Here is a 21885-nt window from a genome sequence, read left to right as displayed (position 1 = left end):
AACTTAGACTTAGATTTAGAAAAAGTTTTTCCTTAGAGATAGTATTGATAATAAAGCTAATGGTTACTATGAAAGACAACTTGCCTGTTTCTTAGGTAACCTTGGTATCTCTGTCCCAAGAGATAGAAGATCTGAATTCAGACCTGCTATTCTTCCTCCTGAATGGCAAAAAGCTGATGAATCCTTCTAGGACTTTATCCTTAACCTCGTTCTCCAAAGCTACTCCCCCAATAAAATCAAAGCCCTCTTGCAATCTATGAAACTCCCCTACTCTCCAGAACAAATAGAAGAAATTAAAGAAGAATTGTATAACCAAGCCAAAGAATTAAAAACCAAAGAATTGCCACAAAATTTGTTTGCTATGTTTATAGACGCTTATCATACTCAGATAAAAGATACCGAAGCCAACAGAATCAGAAAAGCGGTGATTTATAATATCATCGGGATAGATATGGAGGGAAGAAAAATTTACTTTCTTATTACATTTATTTTGGTTCAGAGACGAAGGAGGACTGGCTTCAGATACTTAACGATTTGATAAAGAGGGGAGTTAAAAGAGGGTTATGGTAATGGTGAGTGATGATTTTCCTGGCCTTACTCAAGCCATAAAAGCCCTTTTTTCCTGAGACAGATGAGACACTTTGGTTTTAACGAAGAACATCCAAAAGAGGTCGAAGAACTAATCAAGAGATTAAATATAGATAAAAGCGTAGAAGAAGTAAGCAAACATTTTCGTGGGGGAGAGGAGGAAGCTTTTAATAGATTAGAAACTTTTATAAGAGAAAGGCTTCACAGGTATAAGGCCCTTCGATCAAACCCTGGTTATAACTATCAATCAGACTTAAGCCCATACTTGCATTTTGGACAAATATCTCCAGTTAGGGTTGTTTTAGAAGTTCTTAAGTTTTATGACAAAAGGGATGAAAATGTAGAGGCTTTTTTTTAACGAACTGATAGTGTGGAGAGAACTTGCACGCAACTTTTGCTATTACAACCCCTTGTACAACGAGTTTGAAGGAATCCCCAATTGGGCCAGACAGACTTTAGAAGAACACTTAAACGACAGGCGAGAATATTTATATAGCCTAAAAGATTTAGAAAAAGCTAAAACCCATGATAGTTATTGGAGTGCTGCACAAAAGGAACTTCTGAAGACTGGGAAAATGCATAACTACATGAGAATGTATTGGTGTAAAAAGTTGATCGAGTGGGCAGCTCACCCTAAAGAAGCCTTTAACATAGCCTGTTATTTAAGTACTCCTTAGATGGAAAGGACCCAAATGGATATTTGGGAATATCTTGGTGTTTTGGAACTTGCGACCATCCTTGGCCAGAAAGAAAAATTTTTGGAAAAATCAGATACAGACTTAGGAGAAAGTTTGATATGGACAAGTATTTACAAAGAATAAGCCAACTTTAGATAAAGTTAGATAAAGTCAACTCAAGGAACTAAACAATTGTCAAGCCTTTAAAGGTTTTAATTAGTATCTTAAGTATATGAACTAAAAAAGGACCAACAGTTAAGGTGTGTAGAAAAAATGGCGGGGCTGACGGGACTTGAACCCGCGGCCTCCTGCGTGACAGGCAGGCGCTCTAACCGTGCTGAGCTACAGCCCCAGCTGATAAACATAAAAATAACATATCTTTCTAAAAATGCAACCCTCAATTATGTAGAGGTCTAAAAATTTTATCCTTTTGCCTTAATTTTTCTGATATAAAAACCTTCTTAAGGCAAAGCCTTTTCAAATGCCCTTAGTTGGCTTGACAAATCGTTCTTTTTCCTTAAAATACTTGGATAAATTAACTCAAAAGGAGTTTTAAATGTCTCAACCTCCTAAGATTGTTAAAACTTATCGAGATTTTGGGCACATCAGACGCCCGAGAAACCTGTCTAACGAACAAAAACAAGAGATTTTACAAAGGTTATTTCAAAAAGATGCCTCTCTTTTTAGCTCTGACCCAGCAATTCAAGAAAAGATAAAAAAACGTTTAGATTGGATAGACGGAGTTACTCCTATTTTACCCAAAATAAAAGATTATCAGGCTTTTGCAGAGGAGATAAGAAGAGGGTTTTCTTACATAGTTTGGTGTGGGATGGGTGGTTCTGCTCTTTTTCCGTTGGTGTTAGCTCAGATGTTTGGTCCTCAGCCAGGCTATCCTCAATTTTTGGTGGTTGATACCAACGACCCAGAGATTATTAAGCAAGTAGAAAACTTACCGTTAGAAAGAACCTTATTTTTTATCGTTTCTAAATCGGGGACTACGTTAGAGACCCTTTCTCATTTAAAGTATTTTTGGCAGAAATTAGAAAAAAAGGGCTTAAACCCTGGTAATCATTTTGTAGCTCTAACCGATCAGGGCTCTCCTCTTGAAGAACTGGCTAAAGAGCTTGGTTTTAGAAAGGTTTTCCCCCATCCTCTTTGTATAGGTGGAAGATATGCCGCTCTTTCTGAAATTGGTTTTTTACCTGCTGCTTTGATGGGTCTTGATCTGAATAAAGCCTTAAGTTATGCCCAAAAGATGTATGAGGCTTGCCATGCAGATATTCCTTGGGGATATAACTTAGCTGCTTCTTTGGCTGAGTTTTTGGTAGAGGCTTATGTGCAGGGGCAGGATAAAATTTCTTTTATTACAGATCCATTGCTTAAGCCCTTTGCCTTATGGTTAGAGCAACTCTTAGCTGAAAGTTTAGGGAAGAACTTAACAGGATTAGTTCCCATAGTAGGAGAATCTCCAGGGTCTCCTACTGTTTATGGAAATGATAGAACTTTTATCTATCTTACCCTTAAAGGAAGAGAAAAAATTTATCAAAGGTTGATCTCAGACCTCACAGAAGAAGGTTTTAGGGTAAAAACTTATGTTTTGGATGAAAGATATGAAATTTTTGCCGAAGCTTTTCGCTGGATGTTAGCCACCGCCCTTTGTGGTTATTTTCTTACTTTAAATCCCTTTGATGAGCCGGATGTGGTGCTTACCAAGGAAAAAACTAGAAATTTTTTAGAAAAATTTAAACAAGATAAAGATTTCGGCATAGAACTTTATTTAGACGAATCTACGGGTATTAGTTTCTATTATGAAGACACCATATCGATCGAATTTCCTAAATTTTCAGCCTTGCTTAAAAAGTTTTTTAAGGATTTTTCTCCTTGGAGTTACGTGGGATTTTTGGCTTATCTTCCCCCAACTTCTGAGATCGAAGACATTTTTAGGGATTTTAGGACCCTTGTTCGCGAAAGAAGAAATTGTAGCACCGTTTTTGGTTTTGGACCAAGGTATTTGCATTCTACAGGACAGATGCATAAAGGGGGTCCTATTCTTTCAAGGTTTATGATTTTTACCAGAAAAGGTAGAAACCCTGAGCAGATAATCCCAGGGGAAGGATATACCTTTTGGGACCAACAGTTTGCTCAGGCCTGTGCAGATTTTAAGGCCCTGGTAGAAAGGAAAAAGCCTGTTATCCTTATCCATCTTACAGAAAATTATAAGGAAGATTTGAAAATTTTTTATCATCTGTTAGAAAAAGCCTTGAGTTTTGAATAGGAGGAAAAATGTTTTTCCCTGAGTATAGACCAAGAAGACTAAGAAAGAACGAAAACATCCGTTCTTTGGTCAGAGAAACCATCATTACGGTGGATGATTTGATTTATCCTCTTTTTGTGTGCGAGGGTAAAGGGGTAAAACAAGAAATAAGATCTATGCCAGAGGTTTACCGGTTTTCTTTGGATCAACTTATAGAGGAAGTAAAACAGGTGGTAGAGTTAGGGATTAAAGCAGTTCTTCTTTTTGGCATACCTGATAAAAAAGATGAAGTAGGTAGTTCAGCCTATGCTAAAGATGGCATTGTTCAAAAAGCTGTTAGGACTTTAAAAGAAAAGTTTCCTGACCTTGTAGTTATCACAGACGTCTGTCTTTGTGAATACACTTCTCATGGACATTGTGGAATAATCAAAAATCATACGGTGGATAATGATGCCACCTTAGAGCAACTTGCTAAGATTGCTGTTTCTCATGCCAAGGCAGGTGCTGACATAGTTGCTCCTTCGGACATGATGGACGGAAGGGTAGGGCGGATTAGAGAAGCTCTTGATGAAGCAGGGTTCACTGACGTAGCTATCATGAGCTATGCAGTTAAATATTGTTCGGCTTTTTATGGGCCTTTTAGGGAGGCTGCTGAGTCAGCCCCTCAGTTTGGTGACCGAAGGTCATATCAGATGGATCCTGCCAACATAAGAGAGGCTTTAAGAGAGGCTTATTTAGACGTTCAAGAAGGTGCAGACATTTTGATGGTTAAGCCTGCTATGCCCTATTTAGATGTAATAAAAACAATAAGACAAGAATTTAACCATCCGTTAGCTGCTTATCAGGTTAGCGGAGAGTATGCCATGATAAAGGCTGCTTCTAAGTTGGGATGGCTTGATGAAGAAAAGATCATGTTTGAAAGTTTGATAGCCATTAAAAGAGCAGGAGCAGACCTTATCATCACCTATTTTGCCAAAAAGGTTGCTCAGACCTTAGCTAAGAGATAGTTTATGGTAAGAAGGTTAATCTGGGTGTTGGGTTTTTGTTTGTTTCTTACCGGATGTGCTAAACCTCCTAAACCAGTAGTTTTTCATGATGAATACAGTCACCCACCCCCCTCTTCAACCCTACCAGGCTGGTTAAAACCTTATACCATTAATGGTAAAACTTACTACCCTTTGCCTTCGGCAAAGGGATATGAAGAGGTTTGTGTGGCTTCCTGGTATGGGCCTGGTTTTCACGGTGAGTTTGCCGCAAGTGGAGAAATATACAACATGTATGATTATACCGCAGCCCATAAGATACTCCCTATGGGAACCTATCTTCTGGTCACCAACCTTGAAAACGGAAAACAGGTAGTGGTAAGGGTTAATGATAGAGGTCCTTTTGTAGGAGAAAGATGTCTTGACCTTAGTTATGCTGCAGCTAAAGAGTTAGGACTTATCGGTAAAGGAACAGCTAAGGTTAAAATCGTGGCTCTGGGAGAAGGAGAAATCAAGGACGATCAAATGGTATATACTTCTATTCCTGATTTTAATAAAGGAGAGTTTTATCTTCAGGTAGGATCTTTTAAACAAAGAGAAAATGCCTTACAATTTAAGAGACAATTAGAAAAAGAGTCCTTTAAGGTGGAGATAGAACCTTTTATTAAAGGAGACTGTATCTTCTATAGGGTGCAGGTTTATTTAGGCAATGATTTACAACAGGCCTTAGCTCTTTCACAGACGCTAAAAAAACAAAGGTTTAAGCATGCCTTTTTGGTTGCTCGGTGATGGTGTTAATCTATGGAAAAAGATTTAGAAGAACTGGAAAAAATAATAGAATTTCAATTTCGTAATAAAGAACTTTTAAAGACTGCTTTAACCCATAGGTCTTACAAGATAAGTCATAAAGAATTAGTTTTAGAAGATAACGAAAGACTTGAGTTTTTGGGAGATGCTGTGTTAAATCTTTGCATTTCTCAGTGGATTTTTCATAAATACCAGAAAGATCAGGAAGGTGTACTTACTAAAAAAAGGGCATACCTTGTGTGTAAAGCAACTTTGATAAAGGTAGCTAAAAAATTAAATCTTTTAGACTACCTTTATTTAGGTAAAAGGGAGCAACACCTCGATTTAAAAAGCAAAGAAAATATAGCTGCCAGAGCTTTAGAGGCCCTTATAGGGGCTATATTTTTAGAAGGTGGACTTGAAGTTGCCTGTGAAAAGGTTAAAACATGGTTTAAACCCTACTTGGTAAATTTTCCGAAAGTTATAGGATATGATTACAAAACAGAATTGCAGGAGTTTTTACAAAGTAGATATCATGAAAGACCTGAGTATGAAGTAGTTTCTGTTTCTGGACCTCCTCATAACCCTAAATTTGAGGTGGTGGTAAAAATGAACGGAAAAATCTTAGGTAAAGCCAGAGGTCCTTCTAAAAAAGAGGCAGAAAACCTTGCAGCCAAAAAAGCCTTAAAACAACTTAAGGCTGAGGAAAAGGAGGAGTATATAAAAGGTGGAGCTTAGAGGGCATCATCTAATTTGTTTACAATTCTATAAAGGTTTGGGGTATAATAAGGCTTTTGTAGAAAACCTAAATAAGGTAGTTGAGGCTTGGGAAAAATCTCCTGTGGTTATCGTTGAAGGCCCTGACGTGGTTTGTAAAGCCTGCCCTTATCTTGAAGGCCAAGTTTGTAAACTCAGTGATAAGATACCTCAAAAAGATCGTTTAGCCTTAGAGCTTCTTAATTTAAAGACAGGTTGTTTAATAGAAAAAGCAGAGGTAAAGGACAAGCTTTCTAAGGTATTGGATAAATGGAAAAATAAGGCTTGTATAGACTGTTTGTGGAAAGAGGTTTGTTTTTAAATAAGAAAATTTAAATATAGGGGTGGTTATCAATGCGTGCAGAAACTAAAAGTTTTGAGGAAACAAAAGAGTCTAAAACCAGATCTGGGTTTGTGGCTATCGTAGGATTTCCTAATGTAGGTAAATCAACGTTATTAAACCGGATAATAGGCACTAAGGTTTCTATCGTAAGTCCAAAACCCCAAACTACCAGGTTTAACATAAAAGGTGTTCTTACCCAAGACAACTATCAGATAGTTTTCATAGATACCCCAGGGATTCATGACGCAAAATCTCTCTTTAATAAAATGATGGTAGAAGAAGCTTTAGAGGCTTTAGAAGAAGTAGATCTCATTTTATGGGTCGTAGATGTGACCCATAGATTACCTGAAGAAGAACGACTTTTAGACATCATCAAAAGAGCCGACAAGCCTACCATCTTGGTTTTAAATAAAATAGACCTTATCAAAAAGAGTGAACTTCTTCCTATGATAGACTATTTTTCTAAACTACATGACTTTAAGGCCATCATCCCTGTTTCTGCTTTGAAAAGCGACGGAATCGAAAGAATAATCGATGAATTGGTGAAGCTTTTACCAGAAGGTCCTTTTTATTATGAACCAGAAAGGGTTACCGATTTACCTTTTAGTCTTTTGGTGTCAGAGATCGTCAGAGAAAAAATTTTCCAACTAACCTATCAAGAAATACCCTATAGTACCGCGGTTAAAGTGGAACAAATAAAAGAAGACGAAGAAAAAAACTTGCTTTATATCCAGGCAACGATATTTATCGAAAGAGATTCTCAAAAAGGTATCATCATAGGGAAACAAGGCCAGATGTTGAAAAAGATAGGCACCCTTGCAAGAGAAGAATTAGAATTTCTCTTAGGAAAGAGGATATACTTAGACCTTTGGGTAAAAACACTAAAAGACTGGCGAGAAAAAGAAACCCATATCAGAAAATTAGCCATTCCTTTTAGGGAGTAATCTTAGGCTTTTTTTAGCTCTGATAGATAGATTTCTTCCATTTTGTTTAATAAATCTTTTAATTTTTGGCTATTTTGTTCAATCTCTCGCTTTAAAGCTTGAAGTTTTCCCGTTTGTCCAGAATCATAGGCTAAAACAAGTTCTTTAGCTAAGAGGTGACAACGTTTATGAACCTCTTCAAACTCTTTAAAAACAGGTATATTTCTGAATTTAGCCCCTTCCTCTCCATAATACCATTTACCTATGCTACAGCCTTCGTAGTTTCCTATGAGTTCAGGGTTTAGTTTTTCCCAACCTTTTAGGTGAGCCTTAACTCTTAAAAACATCCTTTCATGGTCTCCTTTAAAGATGTCAAAAAGGTTTTCTTTTAGTTTTTGAGTAATCACAGAGGTTGCTGTATGCCTTAGATCAGATGAAATCAAAATTAGGTGATAGATAGATTGTCCTAACTTTTCTATAAAACCATCTATTTCAGACGAAAGTTTGGCTACTTTTTCGACGTTTTTACTGATTTCTTCACTGGCAACAGACTGTTGTTCTGTGGCAGCAGCGATTTGAGAAATAGCATCTTTAACGTTTTGAGAAGAGGTTACGATTTGGTTTAAGACCTGTTTTACCTTTTCTAAAGAGGCTAAGGCATTATCCACCTCTTTAGCGGTAGTTTCCATTTTGGTAAAGGCTTGGTGAGTATCTTGCTGGATGTTACCTATTTTTTCTGCGATTTCTTGGGTAGCCTTTAATGTTCTATCAGCTAACTTTCTTATCTCATCAGCTACCACCGCAAAACCTTTTCCATGCTCCCCAGCACGCGCCGCCTCGATCGTTGCGTTAAGTGCAAGGAGATTGGTTTGGTCAGCTATATCTTTTATCAGCTGAACGATGTAATCGATTTCTTCAGCCCTTTGATTTAAACTATCCATCACCTGTTTTAGGGCCATAGTTTCCTGATTAGCTTTTAAAACAATCCTACCTGATTCTTCTGAAAGGGTTTGGGCTTCAAAGGCAACCTCTATGTTTTGAGAGGCTAAGTCTGACACAGAGGTTACGTTTTTAGCAATGTCTCCGATGGTAGCTGTCATTTCCTCAATAGCTGCCGCTATTTGGGAGGCTTGAGTTGCTAACTGTTTTGTATTCTCAGAGGTTTTATCTACATATTTAAAGTTTTCGTCTGTTGCTTCAGCTAAGCGATGAGAATAGGAAAGTGATTTTTCGTTAAGTTCGATAAAAGCGGTAAGTAGCTTGTGAATGCTTCTTGCTACCCTTCCGGTGATGTCTTTATAGTCTATATAAGGCACTTTTACCGTTAGATCCCCCTCAGCCATTTTTTGTAACACCAAGGCTAAACGGTCTAAAGGTTTATGGGAGACAATGTAAGCTATATAAACCGCTAAGAAGCCTCCTATGATTCCTAAAAACCCAAGCACTCCGTAAGTGATTTGAGTTTTAGTGATGATAGAAAAGATATCATTATACGGGAGGGTTAACACCAGAGCCCCTAAAACCTCCCCTTCGTTTACCTTGTGGCAACTTAAGCATCTGTTTTCAGCTTTAAGAGGATAAATTCCTTTTAAAACGTCTTTTTCTTTGACGAAAAATTCTTTACCAGCTAATACTGATTCTTTTTCTTTTGACATTAAATCAAAAGATTCTTCTTTATTCCCTCCAAATTGAGCCTCAAGCTTGGGACTTTTTAAGACTTTCACGTTACCAAGGGAAGATATATAGTAGTTTTTTAGTTCCTTGTAGTTAGGGCTTGCCATATCTTTGATTAAGGCTTCTTTTACAGCCTTAGCATAATGGGGGAAGGTTTTGGTTTTAGCTTGATGAAGATTTATATAATATAAACTATAACTGGTTACAAAAACAGTAATTTCAATTCCTATAAAAAGAACTAAAACCAAAGGTATGGTAAGCTTCCACCTTAACCTTAGGTTCTTGTTTAAACTATCAAACATCCTGTTACCTCCTAACTTTTAAAAGTTACTAAAAAGTTTTTATATTTTTTAATATTTAAAAAATGATAAAAGTCAAGAGAAATTTGTTTGAAAAAAGAGAAAAGTTTTGAGAACTCCATAAAAACAAAAAAAGAGGCAGTTAAGAAAGATTAGTTTTACGGTTTTTTGCAGTCCTTGCAAACACCATAGGCTTGAATTTCTAAGGTTTCAACCTTAAAGTCAAAGTCTTGTTCTATCTTTTGGGTTAAATCCTTTAAAACCTGATATTCCTCAGAAGGCGGGTAGTTAATAATTTTACCACAAACTTTGCATATAAGATGATGATGGTCTCTTTCTTCCTGTTTTATGAATTCAAAACGGGCTTTACCTTCTTGAAAGTCTAATTTTTTGATTATGCCAAGCTGGGTGAGAAGTTCTAAAGTTCGGTATACAGTAGCCAGACCTATACCAGGTAATATTTCTTTTAGCTTCCAGAAAATTTCTTCGGCTGTAAGATGGCCTTCTGTTTGACTGAGAAGTTTGATTAAGGCCTCTCGTGCCTGGGTTTTTCTTAAACCACATTCTTTAAACCCATGTTTTTTCCAACACCATCCACCATGTCTCATAATCATTTAATTAAACAAAACTTTCTTAAAAATGCAACTCTATTTTTTGATATTCCTGACTAAGTAGATCTATGTATAAAAGTTTCTTGGAAAGAGGCTCTCCTTTGTTTAAGATTACCTTTAATACCTCACACACCTGAATCCCAGCTACCACAGCAGGAGAAAAAGAAGGAGTCCCTAATTCTTTTTCTATTCCTTCTTTATGGTTTTTGTAGACCATAGATAAAGTCCTATCTCCTGGCAAAACGGTTGTAACCTGACCATACCATCCTGCTACCGCACCATGTATCAGAGGTATTTTTAGTTCTTCACACACACTTTCAAGAAGGATTCTATGGGGGATGCTATCAAGGGCATCCACCACTACCTCATGACCAGCAACCACCTCTTTTGCGTTTTTTTCTTCTATTCTGGTTAAAATAGGGTTTACTACTACATCAGGATTAACTTCTAAGATTCGTTGTTTAGCTACCAAAGCCTTTTTTTTCCCAAGAGTATTAACTGTACTAAAAAGCTGTCTATTTAGGTTGGTTTCTTCAAAGACCTCATCATCAACCACAGTTATCCATCCTATACCAAGTCTTGCAAGCATTTCAACCACATATCCACCAAGGCCTCCACATCCAGCAACTAACACCTTAGTCTTTTTTAATCTCTCCTGTTCCTCTAAAGAAAGCATCTTAAAGTTTCTTAGGTATCTTTTTTCTATCAAGAGCTTAACCTCCTCCAACCGGTGGAAAAATGGCAATAACATCACCGTCAGAGATCGGTTCGTCTAAGGAGTAATCTCTTCCGTTTACCAAAAATATGGACACCTGTTTCTCTGGTATGCCAAGCTTTTCAAGGATAAATCTCCCGTTTATACCTGGAAAAAATTCAAAGTCAATTTCATTTGCTCTTCCTTCTCTTAAGGTGGCAAAAAGTTTAACCTTTATCATGTTTAAACCTCCTGCAATTTTAAGGACATAGGGCAAAACCTCTGCTCCACAAACAGTCTCCACAGGAAGGCATCAAAGCATAACAGTCACACTCAGAGGTTTTTACCAGTTCACAGCCATCTACCAGATCACAATCGATACAAGAGGGGTATCTGTTTGCATAGATCCGGTAGTAAAAATCTTTATATTGAGGACTTCCAAAAATTTCTGTTAAACTTTTTTTCCTTAAGTCTCCAAAGGGATGTTTGTATATCTGTTTTTTTCTACCAAAAACGTATTCTATCATATTATGAGAAAATCTGTAACAAGGATAAACCTTGCCGTCTGACCCTACTACCAAAGCTTTTTCCTCGATAAAAGAACAATATCTTTCAGTCTTAAGCTCAACCTTAGGTAAAACCAATTTTAACCCAGTTCTTAAAGCGTACAGTTTGACTTTTTCAAATAAATCTTTAAGTTCTTGGTTAAGATACTTTTTATAGAGTATACTGTCTTTATTATTTTCTAACTGAGGTACAAGCTGAGAAATGATAAGTTGATAGGCTTCTATTTCATTACAAAGGTTTATAATCTTAAGAAGTTCTTTCTGATTTTCTTTTGATAACACAAACTCTACCAATAAAAGAGGATATTCAGACCTGAGTTCTTGCTTAATCTTATTTAGGTTTTTAAGATTTTCTATCAGATTGGTTAAGGGATATCCCCTTATCTTTTCGTAAACTTCAAAACTACCGTCGATAGAGACCACTAACTTTTTTATTTTAGTAGCAACTATTTCTACAAGGTCATCCTTCAATAGACTTCCGTTGGTAGTTAGCGTAAGATTAAATTTAGAAAACAGTTCTATTGCCTCTTTTATGTTAGGATAGAATAGAGGTTCTCCTATACCCCCTAAGACTATTTCTTTTAAATCTATATCTTTTATTTCCTTATAAATTTTTTCTAAAAGAAAAAAATCCAAATCTTGTAAGGTTTCTTCCCAGCCATGACGATAACAGATTTTGCAATTAAGGTTACATCTGTTGGTAAGTTCTAAGTATAGTTTTTCAAAAATCAAGAAATACCTCCTATATAAGGAATGTTGGGAAAGGATCGATCGTTAAAAAGGGCTTCGGTAAATTTTTACCGAAGCCCTTTTTTATTTCTACAGCTAACTCTTTTAATTCTTAGATTTCTAATCTTTTTAGGGTTTCTTCCTTAGGATAACCTTTTTCGTCCCAACCTCTTACCTCGTAGTATTTAGGTAACAGCTCTGAAAGCTTATGTACTGCACCTTTTGAAGGGCCTTCAGGGATTGGTTCTTCAAGCAACCTCTTGGGAAGGGTATCTTGAGATGGGTCTATACCGGCTTTTAGGTTAAATAGTCTTTCTAAATTATAGATTCTTTCTCCTGCAGCAAGAAGGGTTTCTTCTGTGTAGTCAGTACCACAAACGGCATTCATAAGGTCTACATAGTCTTTAAGCCCTAAAGCAAAAGAGGTGAAAAGGCACATCCCAAGAGAATCTATAACTGCAGTCAGGTCCTGGAAAATTTTTGCCCATTCAGCTTTGCCTTCTGTAGAGAACCTGTCAAGTTTTTGAGGAATACCTAAAATTTCAGCAGAGATAAGGTATCCTCTCACATGGCATCCACCTCTGTTGGCTGTGGCATAAACCAAACCATGTCCTTGAACCCCTCTTGGGTCATAGGCAGGTAATTCTTGTTTTTTAACACTCATAGAAAGGTCGGGAGCACCGTAGGCCTCGCACAACCTGTAAGAACCTTCTGCCAATTTATCTCCTAATCCTTCTCTTTTTCCTATCTTTATCGTCCAGCCTACGATTGCTTCTGGGTCTCCAAACTTAAGAGATAATCCATCTTTAGCTATCTCATCGTCTTTGATGTATCCTTTTTGATAAAGTTCCATAGCAGCTGCTATGGTAGCACCTGTAGAGATGGTGTCTAACCCATACTGATTACACCAGTAGTTAGCCTCAGAAATAGCATTTAAATCGTAAACCTCACAGTTGGCTCCATAAGACCATACAGTTTCATACTCAGGCCCACCAACCTCTTTTCCGTCTTTTAACCTTACCACCCTTCCACAGGCTATAGGACATCTAAAACAGGCATGTTTTTTAGTTAAAATAGTTTTAGCCATGGTTTCTCCACTTATCTTATCAGCCTCAGGGGTATAGGCTTTTTGAAAGTTAGCCACAGGAAAGATACCATGTTCGTTTATTATGTTTACCAAGATGGCTGTTCCGTAGGCAGGAAGTCCTTCTCCAGTTACAGGGTTTTCACGAATGATTTTTATCTTGCTTGCTACTACATCTTTTACTTTTTGTTCGTCAGCCACAGAAACACCCTTACTACCTTTGGCTACTATAGCTTTTACGTTTTTAGACCCCATAACAGCACCCACTCCAGACCTTCCTGCTGCTCTATCATAATCGTTCATCACCGCAGCGATCCTTACTAATTTTTCCCCTGCTGGTCCTATCGCAAGGACTTTGGCCTTATCTCCATATTCTTGTTTTAAAAGGTCGGTAGTTTCATAAACTAACTTTCCCCAGAGATGGGTAGCATCCTTTATCTCAACCTTATCGTCTTCTATGGTGATATAGACTGGTTTGGGAGCTTTACCTTCAAGGATTATCATGTCATAACCAGCAGCTTTAAGTTCAGCACCAAAAAAACCTCCGGAGTTAGAACAAGCTATGGCCCCTGTCAGAGGAGATTTAGTAACCACCATATATCTTCCACCTGTAGGGACAGAGGTACCGGTAAGAGGACCTGTAGTAATTATCAACTTGTTTTCAGGGCTAAAGGGGTCTACTTTAGGGTCTATTTCCTCATATAAATACTTACTCGCAAGCCCTCTTCCTCCAATATACTTCTTAGCCCATTCAGCATTTAAATCTTCAACCTTAATGGTTTGATTGGTGAGGTTAATTCTTAAAATTTTCCCAGCATACCCGTACATAGCACACCTCCTATTTTTGATATGTTTGTACTTACCTTTTTTAATTAAGTTTATATAGAATTTTTTATAAAAAGTCAAGCCTATTTTTGTGTGTTGTAAGTCCAAAATTAAAATGTTAGATATTATTTTAAAGTTTAAATGCCGCAAAATTATAATTAATTTTCTTCTTTTTGATTAAAAGTTTTTTATTCTGAAAAAATAATAATTTTTATGGAAAAAATTTATACTCACTAATGTATCTCCTACCGTCAAACTATTCATCTAAAGAAAAAAATTAGAGGGGTATAGAAATAGTTCGTGTAGCAAAGATGTTAGATATACAGAGGTTGAGAAAGAAAGTAAATCAATTAAGTGTGAGTGTGAAGGAGAGATTTTCAGATTAGCTTTTGGGATAACGGTAATACCTTATTACGCTGGAAAGAGGGAGGCAATTTAAAACTGCCTCCCTCTTGTTAAAACTAAATTTCTTTAGAGGAAATTTTAAAACTAAAGGTTTTATAAGCCCAAAAAGTATAAGCCAGTACTATGGGGACAAAAATCAGGGCTACTATCGTCATGATTTGAAGGGTGAGAAGGCTTGAAGAGCTGTTATAGATGGTTAGGTTCCAGGCAGGATTAAGAGAAGAGGGGAGCATGTTGGGGAAAAGGCCTACAAAACCCCAGGCAGAAAAACCTAATATTCCTACAGCTGAGGCTAAAAAAGCCCCTAAAAAGTTTTTCCTGATTAAAAAGGGAAATACCATCAAGAAACCTATTACCGAGATTAAAGGTATAATCAAAAGTAAAGGACACTTAAAATAGTTTTCCCAAAGATTGGTAGAAAGATAAGCACCAAAGAAGAAAAGCCCAGCTAACACAAGTGTGATGGCCGTAAATTTTTTAGAAAGAGTAGCTGCTCTTTCTGATAGCTCTCCGTTTGTTTTAAAAGCTATCCAATTACAACCATGAGCAGCAAAACAAAACACAAAAAGAATTCCTCCTAAAATTCCAAAAGGATTAAGTAAGGTAAAGAGAGAGCCGTGATATATACCCTTTTCATCTATAGGTATACCCTGAAAAATGTTGGCAAAGGCTACCCCAAGAAGAAAAGGTGGCAATATACTTCCCAAGAAAAACCCTAAATCCCATAAGGTTTTCCAGAGAGGTTTGTCGTATTTATTGCGGTATTCTATAGAAACACCTCTAAGGATAAGAGAAAATAGCAATAAAAGTAGGGCTGAATAAAGGGAGCTAAACATAACGGCATAGGTTTTAGGAAAGGCTGCAAAGGTAGCCCCTCCTGCGGTGATTAACCAGACTTCATTCCCGTCCCAAAAAGGACCAAGGGCCTGGTAAATAGCCTTTTTTTCTTCTTCTTTCTTACCGAGAAGATAGAAGGCTGAGCCTGCTCCAAGGTCAAATCCGTCTAAAACAAAATATCCTGTCCAAAGTACAGCCCAGAGAACAAACCATATTATTTGGTAAATGTTGCCTTCCATTTTTTCACCCCCTTATTTTAAATTTTTATTTTAATATCCCAAGGTTTTTACCGCTTCTTTTTCAGGTCCTTTAATCGCAGTTTTAATGATTAACCAAAAACACACAAAGCCTAAAATTCCATACACTATGATAAAGGCCGGAAAAGAAATAGCTACCTGACTGACAGAAAGAGGGGACACTGCATCTTTAGTTTTCATAAGCCCATAAACTATCCAGGGTTGTCTTCCTACCTCAGCTACAATCCATCCAAGCTGACAAGCGATATAAGGTAAGGGTATGTTTACTATAAGTAGTCTTAAAAGGAGAGGGCAGTTTTCTGGACTGTTTCTTCTTATACAAGCCCATAGACCAAGAAAGAGAAAGAGAAAACCAAGGCCAACCATAAGCCTAAAACTCCAGAAGTTTAGGGCTACAGGAGGTCTTTCTTCTTTAGGCCATTCCTTAAGGCCTTTTACCTCTGCGTTAAAATTATGATAAGCAAGTAAACTTACCATCCCTGGAATTTTAAAAGTTTCTACCACGTTTCGTTCATTTTTTTCATCAGGTATAAGTAAAAGCGCAAAATCAGCACCTTTTTTGGTTTCCCAAAGAGCTTCCATCGCCGCTAATTTGGTAGGCTGAGTTTTAGCTACTATAGCCCCATGATGATGCCCAAGCACCACCACTATAATAGCCCAAACTAAAGTCCAAATAGCTGCTATTCTAAAAGATTTTTTAAAGAAGGTTACCTCTCTTTTCTTAAGAAGGTGATAACCACACACACCTAAAACAAAAAAGCCGCCAAGGGTAAAACTTGCTGGGACTACATGGAAAAACTGAGACCAGCCAAAGGGATTAGTTAAAAGGGCCCAAAAGTCAGTAAGTTCTGCCCTTCCATTTCTTATCTCAAAACCTACAGGGTTTTGCATCCAGCCGTTGGCAAGTAAAATCCAAAGCGCGGAAATGGTTGAGGCGATAGCTGTTAACCAAATGGCAGTGGTGGTAACCTTAGGACTAAGCCTATCCCAGCCAAACCACCACACCGCGATAAAAGTAGACTCAAGGAAAAAAGCTAAGGTAGCCTCTATAGCCAAAAGAGGTCCAAAAACATCCCCTACGTATTCAGAATAATAACGCCAGTTGGTTCCAAACTGAAACTCAAGGGTTATTCCTGTAACTACACCTAACCCAAAGTTGATTAGAAAGATTTTACCCCAGAACCTGGCAGCCCGCTTAAAATCTTCATCTCCAGTCTTAAGCCATAGGGTTTGATAGATAGCAGTCAAAAAAGAAAGACCTAATGTAAGGGGTACAAACAAAAAATGAAAAATGGCTGCTGCTGCAAACTGAAGCCTTGACAACCATAATACATCCATAAAGCCCCCCTTTAGTTTTTATGTTTACTCTTTTTTAAGGGCTAATATTTCTGCCTCTGCAAGTTTATCAAAGGTGTAAGAAGAAAGTTTTTCTCTAAAACACTCGTTTATCTCATGCAGTACCTTGTTTACCGGACAAAATTCGATTCTTTTACATTGTTCCTTTTTGATAAAACATCGGGTAAAGGTAATAGGGCCTTCAAACGCTTCGACTACCTCTAACAAAGAAATCTGTGAGGGTTTTTTTAACAACTGATACCCACCGGTTTTACCTCTTTTTATGGTTAAAATTCCTGCCTTTTCTAAAAACTGAGCAATCTTGGCTAAAAAAGCCTTAGGTATTCCCATCGTCCGACAAATCTCTTCTCGAGAGGCGATCGTTTTTCCTTGATATAAATAGATACAAGACAGATAAAGAACCATCCTTATTGCATAGTCCTGTGCGGCTGTAAATTCCAAAATTCCCCTCTTAAGTAGATGTTTTTAGTCTACTTAAATTTTATTTTAAGAAAAATTTTTTTGACGTCAATACTGATTTTAAAAATTTTATCAAAAATTTGGTTAGGTTGTGTACATAGAAAAATTATGTTAAAATACTTGTAAAAAAAATTTTTAGGTGTTATGGAAAATTTTTTAACTTTTGCGGTTTGTCATTGTCAAAAGGATAGGTCTTTAGTTTGGGAAGAACTTGTTGATGGAATTGTAAAGAAAACAGGGTTAAAGATCGAGCTAAAAATCTTCAGAGATCTGGAAGAGGAGCTTAGGTATTTAGATTCTTCTCTTCCGGACATCTATTTTGCCTCTTTTGTTAACAGTTGTGAGGCTGTAAATAAAAGTTTTGTTCCTGTAGCCAAGACGAAAGGGTTAGGGCATGCTAACTTTTGTTTAATAAGTAGAAAGGATTTTTCAGAGTTTAGTGGTAAAGAAAAAGAATTTTTCAAGTTAGGACTTTTAAAAAAGCGTTGTTTGATAAATCTGCTTTTAGTCTTATATCAAGAGTTTCCCATCTCTTTAACCAGGATTTTGCCGATTTTTTTTCCCTCTCAAGAGGAGATTAAAAATTCTTTTTTAAAAAAACATATAGACCTGGCTTTATTCTCAGCAGATTTTTTAAAAACTAATCAAGAAATAATTAGATCTAACTTTTGGTTACCTATCTCTTACCATGATCTACATTTTTTTATGCTCAATCCAGGTTCTCCTTATTTTCTATGGTTAAAAGATTTTTTTCTAACTCCCTTTACCTTAAAGGGATTAGAGGTTGATCTTATCTCCCAAGAAGAACAGTTTATAAAAACCTTTGCCATATTACCAGAACTTTTGTCAAGTCTATGGGAAAAGGCCTTAATCTATGAAACCTTTTATAAATCGCCATACTTAGGTATGTTAATCTACCGAGATGACCAGATTTTGTTGGCTAATGAATATGCCCTAAAACGACTAAACCACGAACCTCAAGATTTAGAAGACTATAAAATGGAAGATCTCTTTTTCGAGGAAAAGATTAAAGAGGTTGTAAAAGAAAACATAAAAAGAAGATGCACAGGAGAGTTTTTTCCCACTGTTTACTATGAAATACCTGTAAAAACTAAACAAGGAAGAAAAAGGTGGTTTAACGTTTATGCAGATACCATAGTTTTTCAAGGGGATTTTGCAGGTTTATCTTTAGTAATAGACATAACCTCAGAGGTAAGGCATAAAAAGTTCATCGAAGTTTTAAAAGAGATTAATCATTTACTGATAGAAAGTTATTCTGAAGGGGAGTTGTTTGATAAGGTTGTTAAAACCTTGGTCAAGGTATTGGAATTGAAAGGGGCTTGGATAGGAGAGGTAGATGAATTAACCAAAAAAGTTAAGCCTATTCTGTATTATCCAGAAACCCTAAGCTTTATAAACAGGGTTGATCCCTATCTTTTTTCCTTAGAAAATCAAACCCTTAGTTTTTATAAAGCTTTTCACGAAAAAAGAATAAACATAATACCTGATGTGGAAAAGTATCATCACCTTAAAGATGTTTCTGAGATCTTAAAGGCTTTAAACGTAAGATCGGTTTGCAGTGTTCCTATAATGAAAGGAAAACGGGTTTCTCATGTGTTGGTGCTTTGGGCGGATGAGCCTAACTTTTTTACAGAAGAGTACTTTGAGCTGTTAGAAGAACTTAAAAACAACCTTTCTTTTGCCTTAAAAAAAATAGACTTGTTTTTAAGAATACAAATTTTTAACGACTTTATCAAACAAAGCGGAGACATGTTAATTATTGCTGATGTAGACGGAAAGTTAGAATACTTAAATCCGGTTGCCTTCCATGAACTTGAGTTTGAGGAAGACCCTTTTGAAGTTAACATATTTAAGTTATTAGGTATTACCTCTGAAGAAATAAATCAGGTTTTAAAGGGTTTAAATACTATAAAAAAGATTATTTCTCTTTCTTCAACCAAAAAACGAAGTTTTTTAGAAATAAAATTAACTTTAGTTAAGTTTGCCGATTATAAGAAAGTTATCATCTTAGGTAAAAACCTCACCAAAGAAATAATTTTTGAAATAGAAAAGCAAAAGATGTTAACTCAGGACCTGCTTACAGGTTTGTTAAACTACCAGGGATTTGCTCAAAAAACAACCGACCTGTTGCAGGTGGTGAAAGAAGGTATTCTTGTGTTGTTGGATTTGTATAACTTTTCTTACATAAACCATTTTTACGGACTTGAGGCAGGGGATAAAGTTTTGACAACCGTTGCTCAGAGGTTGAAAGAGTCTTTCCCTAATGCTTTAATCTCTCGTCCGGTAGGAGATAGTTTTTCATTATTTTTGATAGACTATGAAAAAAAAGATGTTTATAGCTTGATTAAAAAAATTCAAGAAATTTTTACTTTACCTATTGAAGTAAAACAAGGAAAAAGGGGGTTTTTAGAGTTTCAAGGAGGGATTGTTTTTTATCCAGAAGATGGCAGTAGTTTTATTGAGATTTGGCGAAAAGCAAATGTGTTGTTGAGTGAGGTAAAGAAAAAAGGGCCTAACATCATAGAAATTTTTAATCCTTATGTAGAAAAACACGTAGAAAACATATTTTTTGTAGAAAATCTGGTTAAAAAGGCTATTCAGGAACATCTCTTTGTTTTTTACTATCAACCTTATTTTACTTCTGACCTTGAGGTTGCAGGGCTTGAGGCCCTGGTTAGGATAAAAGCGGATGGAAAAGTTTTTAACCCAGGAGATTTTATAGATTACTTAGAAAACAGCCCTTACTTGAAAGATTTTGAAGAAATAAGTATAGATAAAAATTTAGAAACCTTGGTAAAAATTCAAAAACCTGTTTCAATCAACATCTCTTCTAAAAGTTTAGAAACTATGCACATTTTTGAAATACTCTCTAAAAAGGTAGACTTGTTAAAAAACATACCTTGTTGCTTGGGGATTGAAATCACAGAACATGCTTTAGCCACTAATTTAGAAAAAGCAAACAAACTTTTGAGAATGCTCAAGTTTTATCGAATCAACATATCGATAGATGATTTTGGGACAGGTTATTCCTCTTTACATTATCTAAAAGATCTACCGATAGACTTTATAAAAATAGACCAAAGTTTTGTCAGAGATTTCTTAACTGACAAGAAAACTTTTTTTATCTTAGAAACCATAATAACCCTGGCTAAAAAACTTAACATTAAAACCATAGCTGAAGGAGTGGAAACCAAAGAACAATTTGAGGTTTTAAAGGAGTTAGGTTGTGACTATTTTCAGGGATTTTTATTTGCCAAACCTATGCCAGAAGAAGAATGTTTTGAATATTTAAAAAAGTTTAAAAAGCCTAACCTATGAAAAAAACCAAGATAGTAGCCACCATAGGTCCCAAGACCCAGAATCTTACATTGATAAAAAAATTGATAAAGGCTGGGGTTAATGTTTTTAGGTTAAATTTTTCTCACGGTGACCATGAATACCATAAGCAAAGTATAAAGCTTATAAGAAGGGCTTCGGCAGAGTTAAAACTTCCGGTAGGTATTTTACAAGACCTTTCAGGCCCTAAAATCCGAATAGGAGAGGTTAAAAAACCCTTTTTAGTCCATGCAGGAGAGATTCTTGAACTACATAAAACCAAGATTTTGGGAGAAAAGACAGGAGATTGTTTTAAGGTTTCTGTAGAGTATCCCGAAATCCTTGAAGACCTAAAAGAGAAAGACCTTATCTATGTAGCAGACGGTTTAATTAAGTTGAGAGTGATTAAAGTTTTAGAGGATAGAGTTATTACTGAAGTATTGCAGGGAGGGGTTATTTCTTCTAAAAAAGGTCTTAATTTCCCTGGTGTTTCTCTTTCTATACCGGCTTTTACTCCCAAAGATAGAGAGGACCTTTTGTTCGGACTTCAGAATGAAATAGATTTTGTAGCCCTTTCCTTTGTGAATAGAAAAGAAGACGTTTTAGCTTGTAAAGAGGTGATAGAGAAATTTGGCAAGGGGCAACCTGTGTTTGCCAAGATAGAAACACAAACTGCTCTTGAAAACATAGAAGAAATTTTAGAGGTAGCTGACGGACTTATGGTTGCAAGGGGAGACCTTGGGGTAGAGGTTCCTATCGAACGAGTTCCTGTTATACAAAAAGTATTGGTAGAAAAGGGTAGAAAATTGGGTAAACCGGTGATAATTGCTACTCAAATGCTAACCTCCATGATTGATTCTACCATGCCTACAAGAGCAGACGTTTCAGACATCGCCAATGCGGTTTTAGACGGGGCTGATGCTTTGATGCTTTCAGACGAGACAGCTATAGGCAACTTCCCTGTAGAGTGTGTAAAAATGATGGTTAAAATCATCAAAGAAGCTGAAAAGCTGTATCCTTATCTAAAAGAAACTTATCAGGAAGTGTCCTCAGATTTTGCCATTGCCTATAGCAGTTGTGTTTTAGCTTCTGAGGTTAAAGCCAAAGCTATCGTGGTTTTTACTAAATCTGGCAGTTCTGCCATGCGGATAGCAAAGTTCAGGCCTAAGGAGTTGATTTTAGCCAATGTACATGATGAAGAAATCTTAAGACGTCTTACGGTAGTTTGGGGGGTTTATCCTTGTTTTGTGCTTTCTGAAGTAAAAACTATAGACAGTATGGTAAAAGAATTTTTGGTAAGGGCTTATCAGCAAAGGCTTATTAATAAAAAAGATACGCTCGTTTTAACCATGGGATATCCTGTAGGAAAGGTTGGTTCTACCAACCTAATAAGGTTGATTAAACCAGACCAAATTCAAGCCCTCTTAGAAAGCTAAATTTGTT

20 protein-coding genes, 1 tRNA gene and 1 pseudogene are annotated in these 21885 nt (G+C 36.5%); 12 read left to right on the top strand and 10 right to left on the bottom strand.

What is annotated here, in order from left to right; genetic code table 11:
- The first annotated feature begins 43 nt into the window (after positions 1 to 43).
- The 4 genes and pseudogenes from PWP26_RS04075 (at position 44) to PWP26_RS04060 (ending at position 1409) form a co-directional block, all read left to right on the top strand.
- Positions 44 to 538, top strand: a pseudogene (locus PWP26_RS04075) (transposase).
- A gap of 93 nt (positions 539 to 631) precedes the next feature.
- Positions 632 to 946, top strand: coding sequence for a hypothetical protein (locus PWP26_RS04070; RefSeq protein WP_301399005.1), 315 nt, complete (start codon positions 632 to 634; stop codon positions 944 to 946).
- A 10-nt stretch (positions 947 to 956) separates the two neighbouring features.
- The gene (locus PWP26_RS04065; RefSeq protein WP_287568618.1) at positions 957 to 1265 is read left to right on the top strand and encodes a hypothetical protein; all 309 of its coding nucleotides are present in this window, start codon (positions 957 to 959) and stop codon (positions 1263 to 1265) included.
- Positions 1266 to 1409: a hypothetical protein gene (locus tag PWP26_RS04060; RefSeq protein WP_158506215.1), complete on the top strand. Its 144-nt coding sequence runs from the start codon at positions 1266 to 1268 to the stop codon at positions 1407 to 1409. It begins immediately after the preceding gene.
- Positions 1410 to 1539: 130 nt separating this feature from the next.
- On the opposite strand, the gene PWP26_RS04055 is transcribed toward PWP26_RS04060, so the two are convergent.
- Positions 1540 to 1617, bottom strand: a tRNA-Asp gene (locus tag PWP26_RS04055).
- A gap of 204 nt (positions 1618 to 1821) precedes the next feature.
- Between PWP26_RS04055 and PWP26_RS04050 the strand changes: the two genes are divergently transcribed.
- Genes PWP26_RS04050 through era form a run of 6 tightly spaced genes read left to right on the top strand, consistent with a single transcriptional unit; the run spans position 1822 to position 7331 of the window.
- Positions 1822 to 3540, top strand: a complete 1719-nt coding sequence (locus PWP26_RS04050; protein ID WP_301399004.1) for a phosphoheptose isomerase — start codon at positions 1822 to 1824, stop codon at positions 3538 to 3540.
- An 8-nt stretch (positions 3541 to 3548) separates the two neighbouring features.
- Positions 3549 to 4526 carry a porphobilinogen synthase gene (gene hemB / locus PWP26_RS04045; RefSeq protein ID WP_273010620.1) on the top strand — a complete coding sequence of 326 codons (978 nt, stop codon included), beginning with the start codon at positions 3549 to 3551 and terminating at the stop codon, positions 4524 to 4526.
- Positions 4527 to 4529: 3 nt separating this feature from the next.
- Positions 4530 to 5291 (top strand): septal ring lytic transglycosylase RlpA family protein, encoded by a 762-nt coding sequence (locus PWP26_RS04040; protein ID WP_287568621.1) that lies wholly within the window; start codon positions 4530 to 4532, stop codon positions 5289 to 5291.
- A gap of 12 nt (positions 5292 to 5303) precedes the next feature.
- On the top strand, positions 5304 to 6026 hold the full coding sequence (gene rnc / locus PWP26_RS04035) for a ribonuclease III (protein ID WP_301399003.1): 723 nt from the start codon (positions 5304 to 5306) through the stop codon (positions 6024 to 6026).
- Entirely contained in the window at positions 6016 to 6366 is a 351-nt protein-coding gene (locus tag PWP26_RS04030) for a DUF1284 domain-containing protein (RefSeq protein ID WP_273019930.1), read from the top strand. The genes rnc and PWP26_RS04030 overlap by 11 nt, the downstream gene beginning before the upstream one ends.
- Before the next feature lie 32 nt (positions 6367 to 6398).
- The gene (gene era / locus PWP26_RS04025) at positions 6399 to 7331 is read left to right on the top strand and encodes a GTPase Era (RefSeq protein ID WP_301399002.1); all 933 of its coding nucleotides are present in this window, start codon (positions 6399 to 6401) and stop codon (positions 7329 to 7331) included.
- Positions 7332 to 7333: 2 nt separating this feature from the next.
- On the opposite strand, the gene PWP26_RS04020 is transcribed toward era, so the two are convergent.
- The 9 genes from PWP26_RS04020 to PWP26_RS03980 all read right to left on the bottom strand — a co-directional run bounded on the left by PWP26_RS04020 (position 7334) and on the right by PWP26_RS03980 (position 17088).
- Positions 7334 to 9286 carry a methyl-accepting chemotaxis protein gene (locus PWP26_RS04020; RefSeq protein WP_301399001.1) on the bottom strand — a complete coding sequence of 651 codons (1953 nt, stop codon included), beginning with the start codon at positions 9284 to 9286 and terminating at the stop codon, positions 7334 to 7336.
- 155 nt (positions 9287 to 9441) lie between these two features.
- Positions 9442 to 9897, bottom strand: a complete 456-nt coding sequence (locus PWP26_RS04015) for a Fur family transcriptional regulator (protein ID WP_273010796.1) — start codon at positions 9895 to 9897, stop codon at positions 9442 to 9444.
- Positions 9898 to 9916: 19 nt separating this feature from the next.
- Entirely contained in the window at positions 9917 to 10645 is a 729-nt protein-coding gene (locus PWP26_RS04010; RefSeq protein WP_367652116.1) for a ThiF family adenylyltransferase, read from the bottom strand.
- Entirely contained in the window at positions 10608 to 10829 is a 222-nt protein-coding gene (locus PWP26_RS04005) for a MoaD/ThiS family protein (RefSeq protein WP_028840711.1), read from the bottom strand. The genes PWP26_RS04010 and PWP26_RS04005 overlap by 38 nt, the downstream gene beginning before the upstream one ends.
- A gap of 19 nt (positions 10830 to 10848) precedes the next feature.
- Positions 10849 to 11886: a tungsten cofactor oxidoreductase radical SAM maturase gene (locus PWP26_RS04000; protein WP_301398998.1), complete on the bottom strand. Its 1038-nt coding sequence runs from the start codon at positions 11884 to 11886 to the stop codon at positions 10849 to 10851.
- A gap of 109 nt (positions 11887 to 11995) precedes the next feature.
- Positions 11996 to 13795, bottom strand: a complete 1800-nt coding sequence (locus tag PWP26_RS03995) for an aldehyde ferredoxin oxidoreductase family protein (RefSeq protein WP_038061098.1) — start codon at positions 13793 to 13795, stop codon at positions 11996 to 11998.
- 458 nt (positions 13796 to 14253) lie between these two features.
- Positions 14254 to 15273: a cytochrome d ubiquinol oxidase subunit II gene (cydB, locus tag PWP26_RS03990; protein ID WP_273018803.1), complete on the bottom strand. Its 1020-nt coding sequence runs from the start codon at positions 15271 to 15273 to the stop codon at positions 14254 to 14256.
- A 30-nt stretch (positions 15274 to 15303) separates the two neighbouring features.
- Complete coding sequence (locus PWP26_RS03985) at positions 15304 to 16629, bottom strand: cytochrome ubiquinol oxidase subunit I (protein WP_022855082.1); 1326 nt, start codon at positions 16627 to 16629, stop codon at positions 15304 to 15306.
- 24 nt (positions 16630 to 16653) lie between these two features.
- Positions 16654 to 17088 carry an Rrf2 family transcriptional regulator gene (locus tag PWP26_RS03980; protein WP_038061104.1) on the bottom strand — a complete coding sequence of 145 codons (435 nt, stop codon included), beginning with the start codon at positions 17086 to 17088 and terminating at the stop codon, positions 16654 to 16656.
- Between the two features lie 162 nt (positions 17089 to 17250).
- Between PWP26_RS03980 and PWP26_RS03975 the strand changes: the two genes are divergently transcribed.
- Together PWP26_RS03975 and pyk are read left to right on the top strand one after the other, a co-directional pair.
- Positions 17251 to 20445 (top strand): EAL domain-containing protein, encoded by a 3195-nt coding sequence (locus PWP26_RS03975; RefSeq protein ID WP_301398997.1) that lies wholly within the window; start codon positions 17251 to 17253, stop codon positions 20443 to 20445.
- Positions 20442 to 21878 carry a pyruvate kinase gene (gene pyk / locus PWP26_RS03970; protein ID WP_038061107.1) on the top strand — a complete coding sequence of 479 codons (1437 nt, stop codon included), beginning with the start codon at positions 20442 to 20444 and terminating at the stop codon, positions 21876 to 21878. The genes PWP26_RS03975 and pyk overlap by 4 nt, the downstream gene beginning before the upstream one ends.
- Positions 21879 to 21885: the final 7 nt, after the last annotated feature.

Source organism: Thermodesulfobacterium sp. (assembly GCF_030445475.1).
Taxonomy (GTDB): Bacteria; Desulfobacterota; Thermodesulfobacteria; order Thermodesulfobacteriales; family Thermodesulfobacteriaceae; genus Thermodesulfobacterium; species Thermodesulfobacterium commune.
The sequence above is the reverse complement of the archived record's forward strand: the minus strand, read 5'-3'. Positions and strand labels throughout refer to the sequence as shown.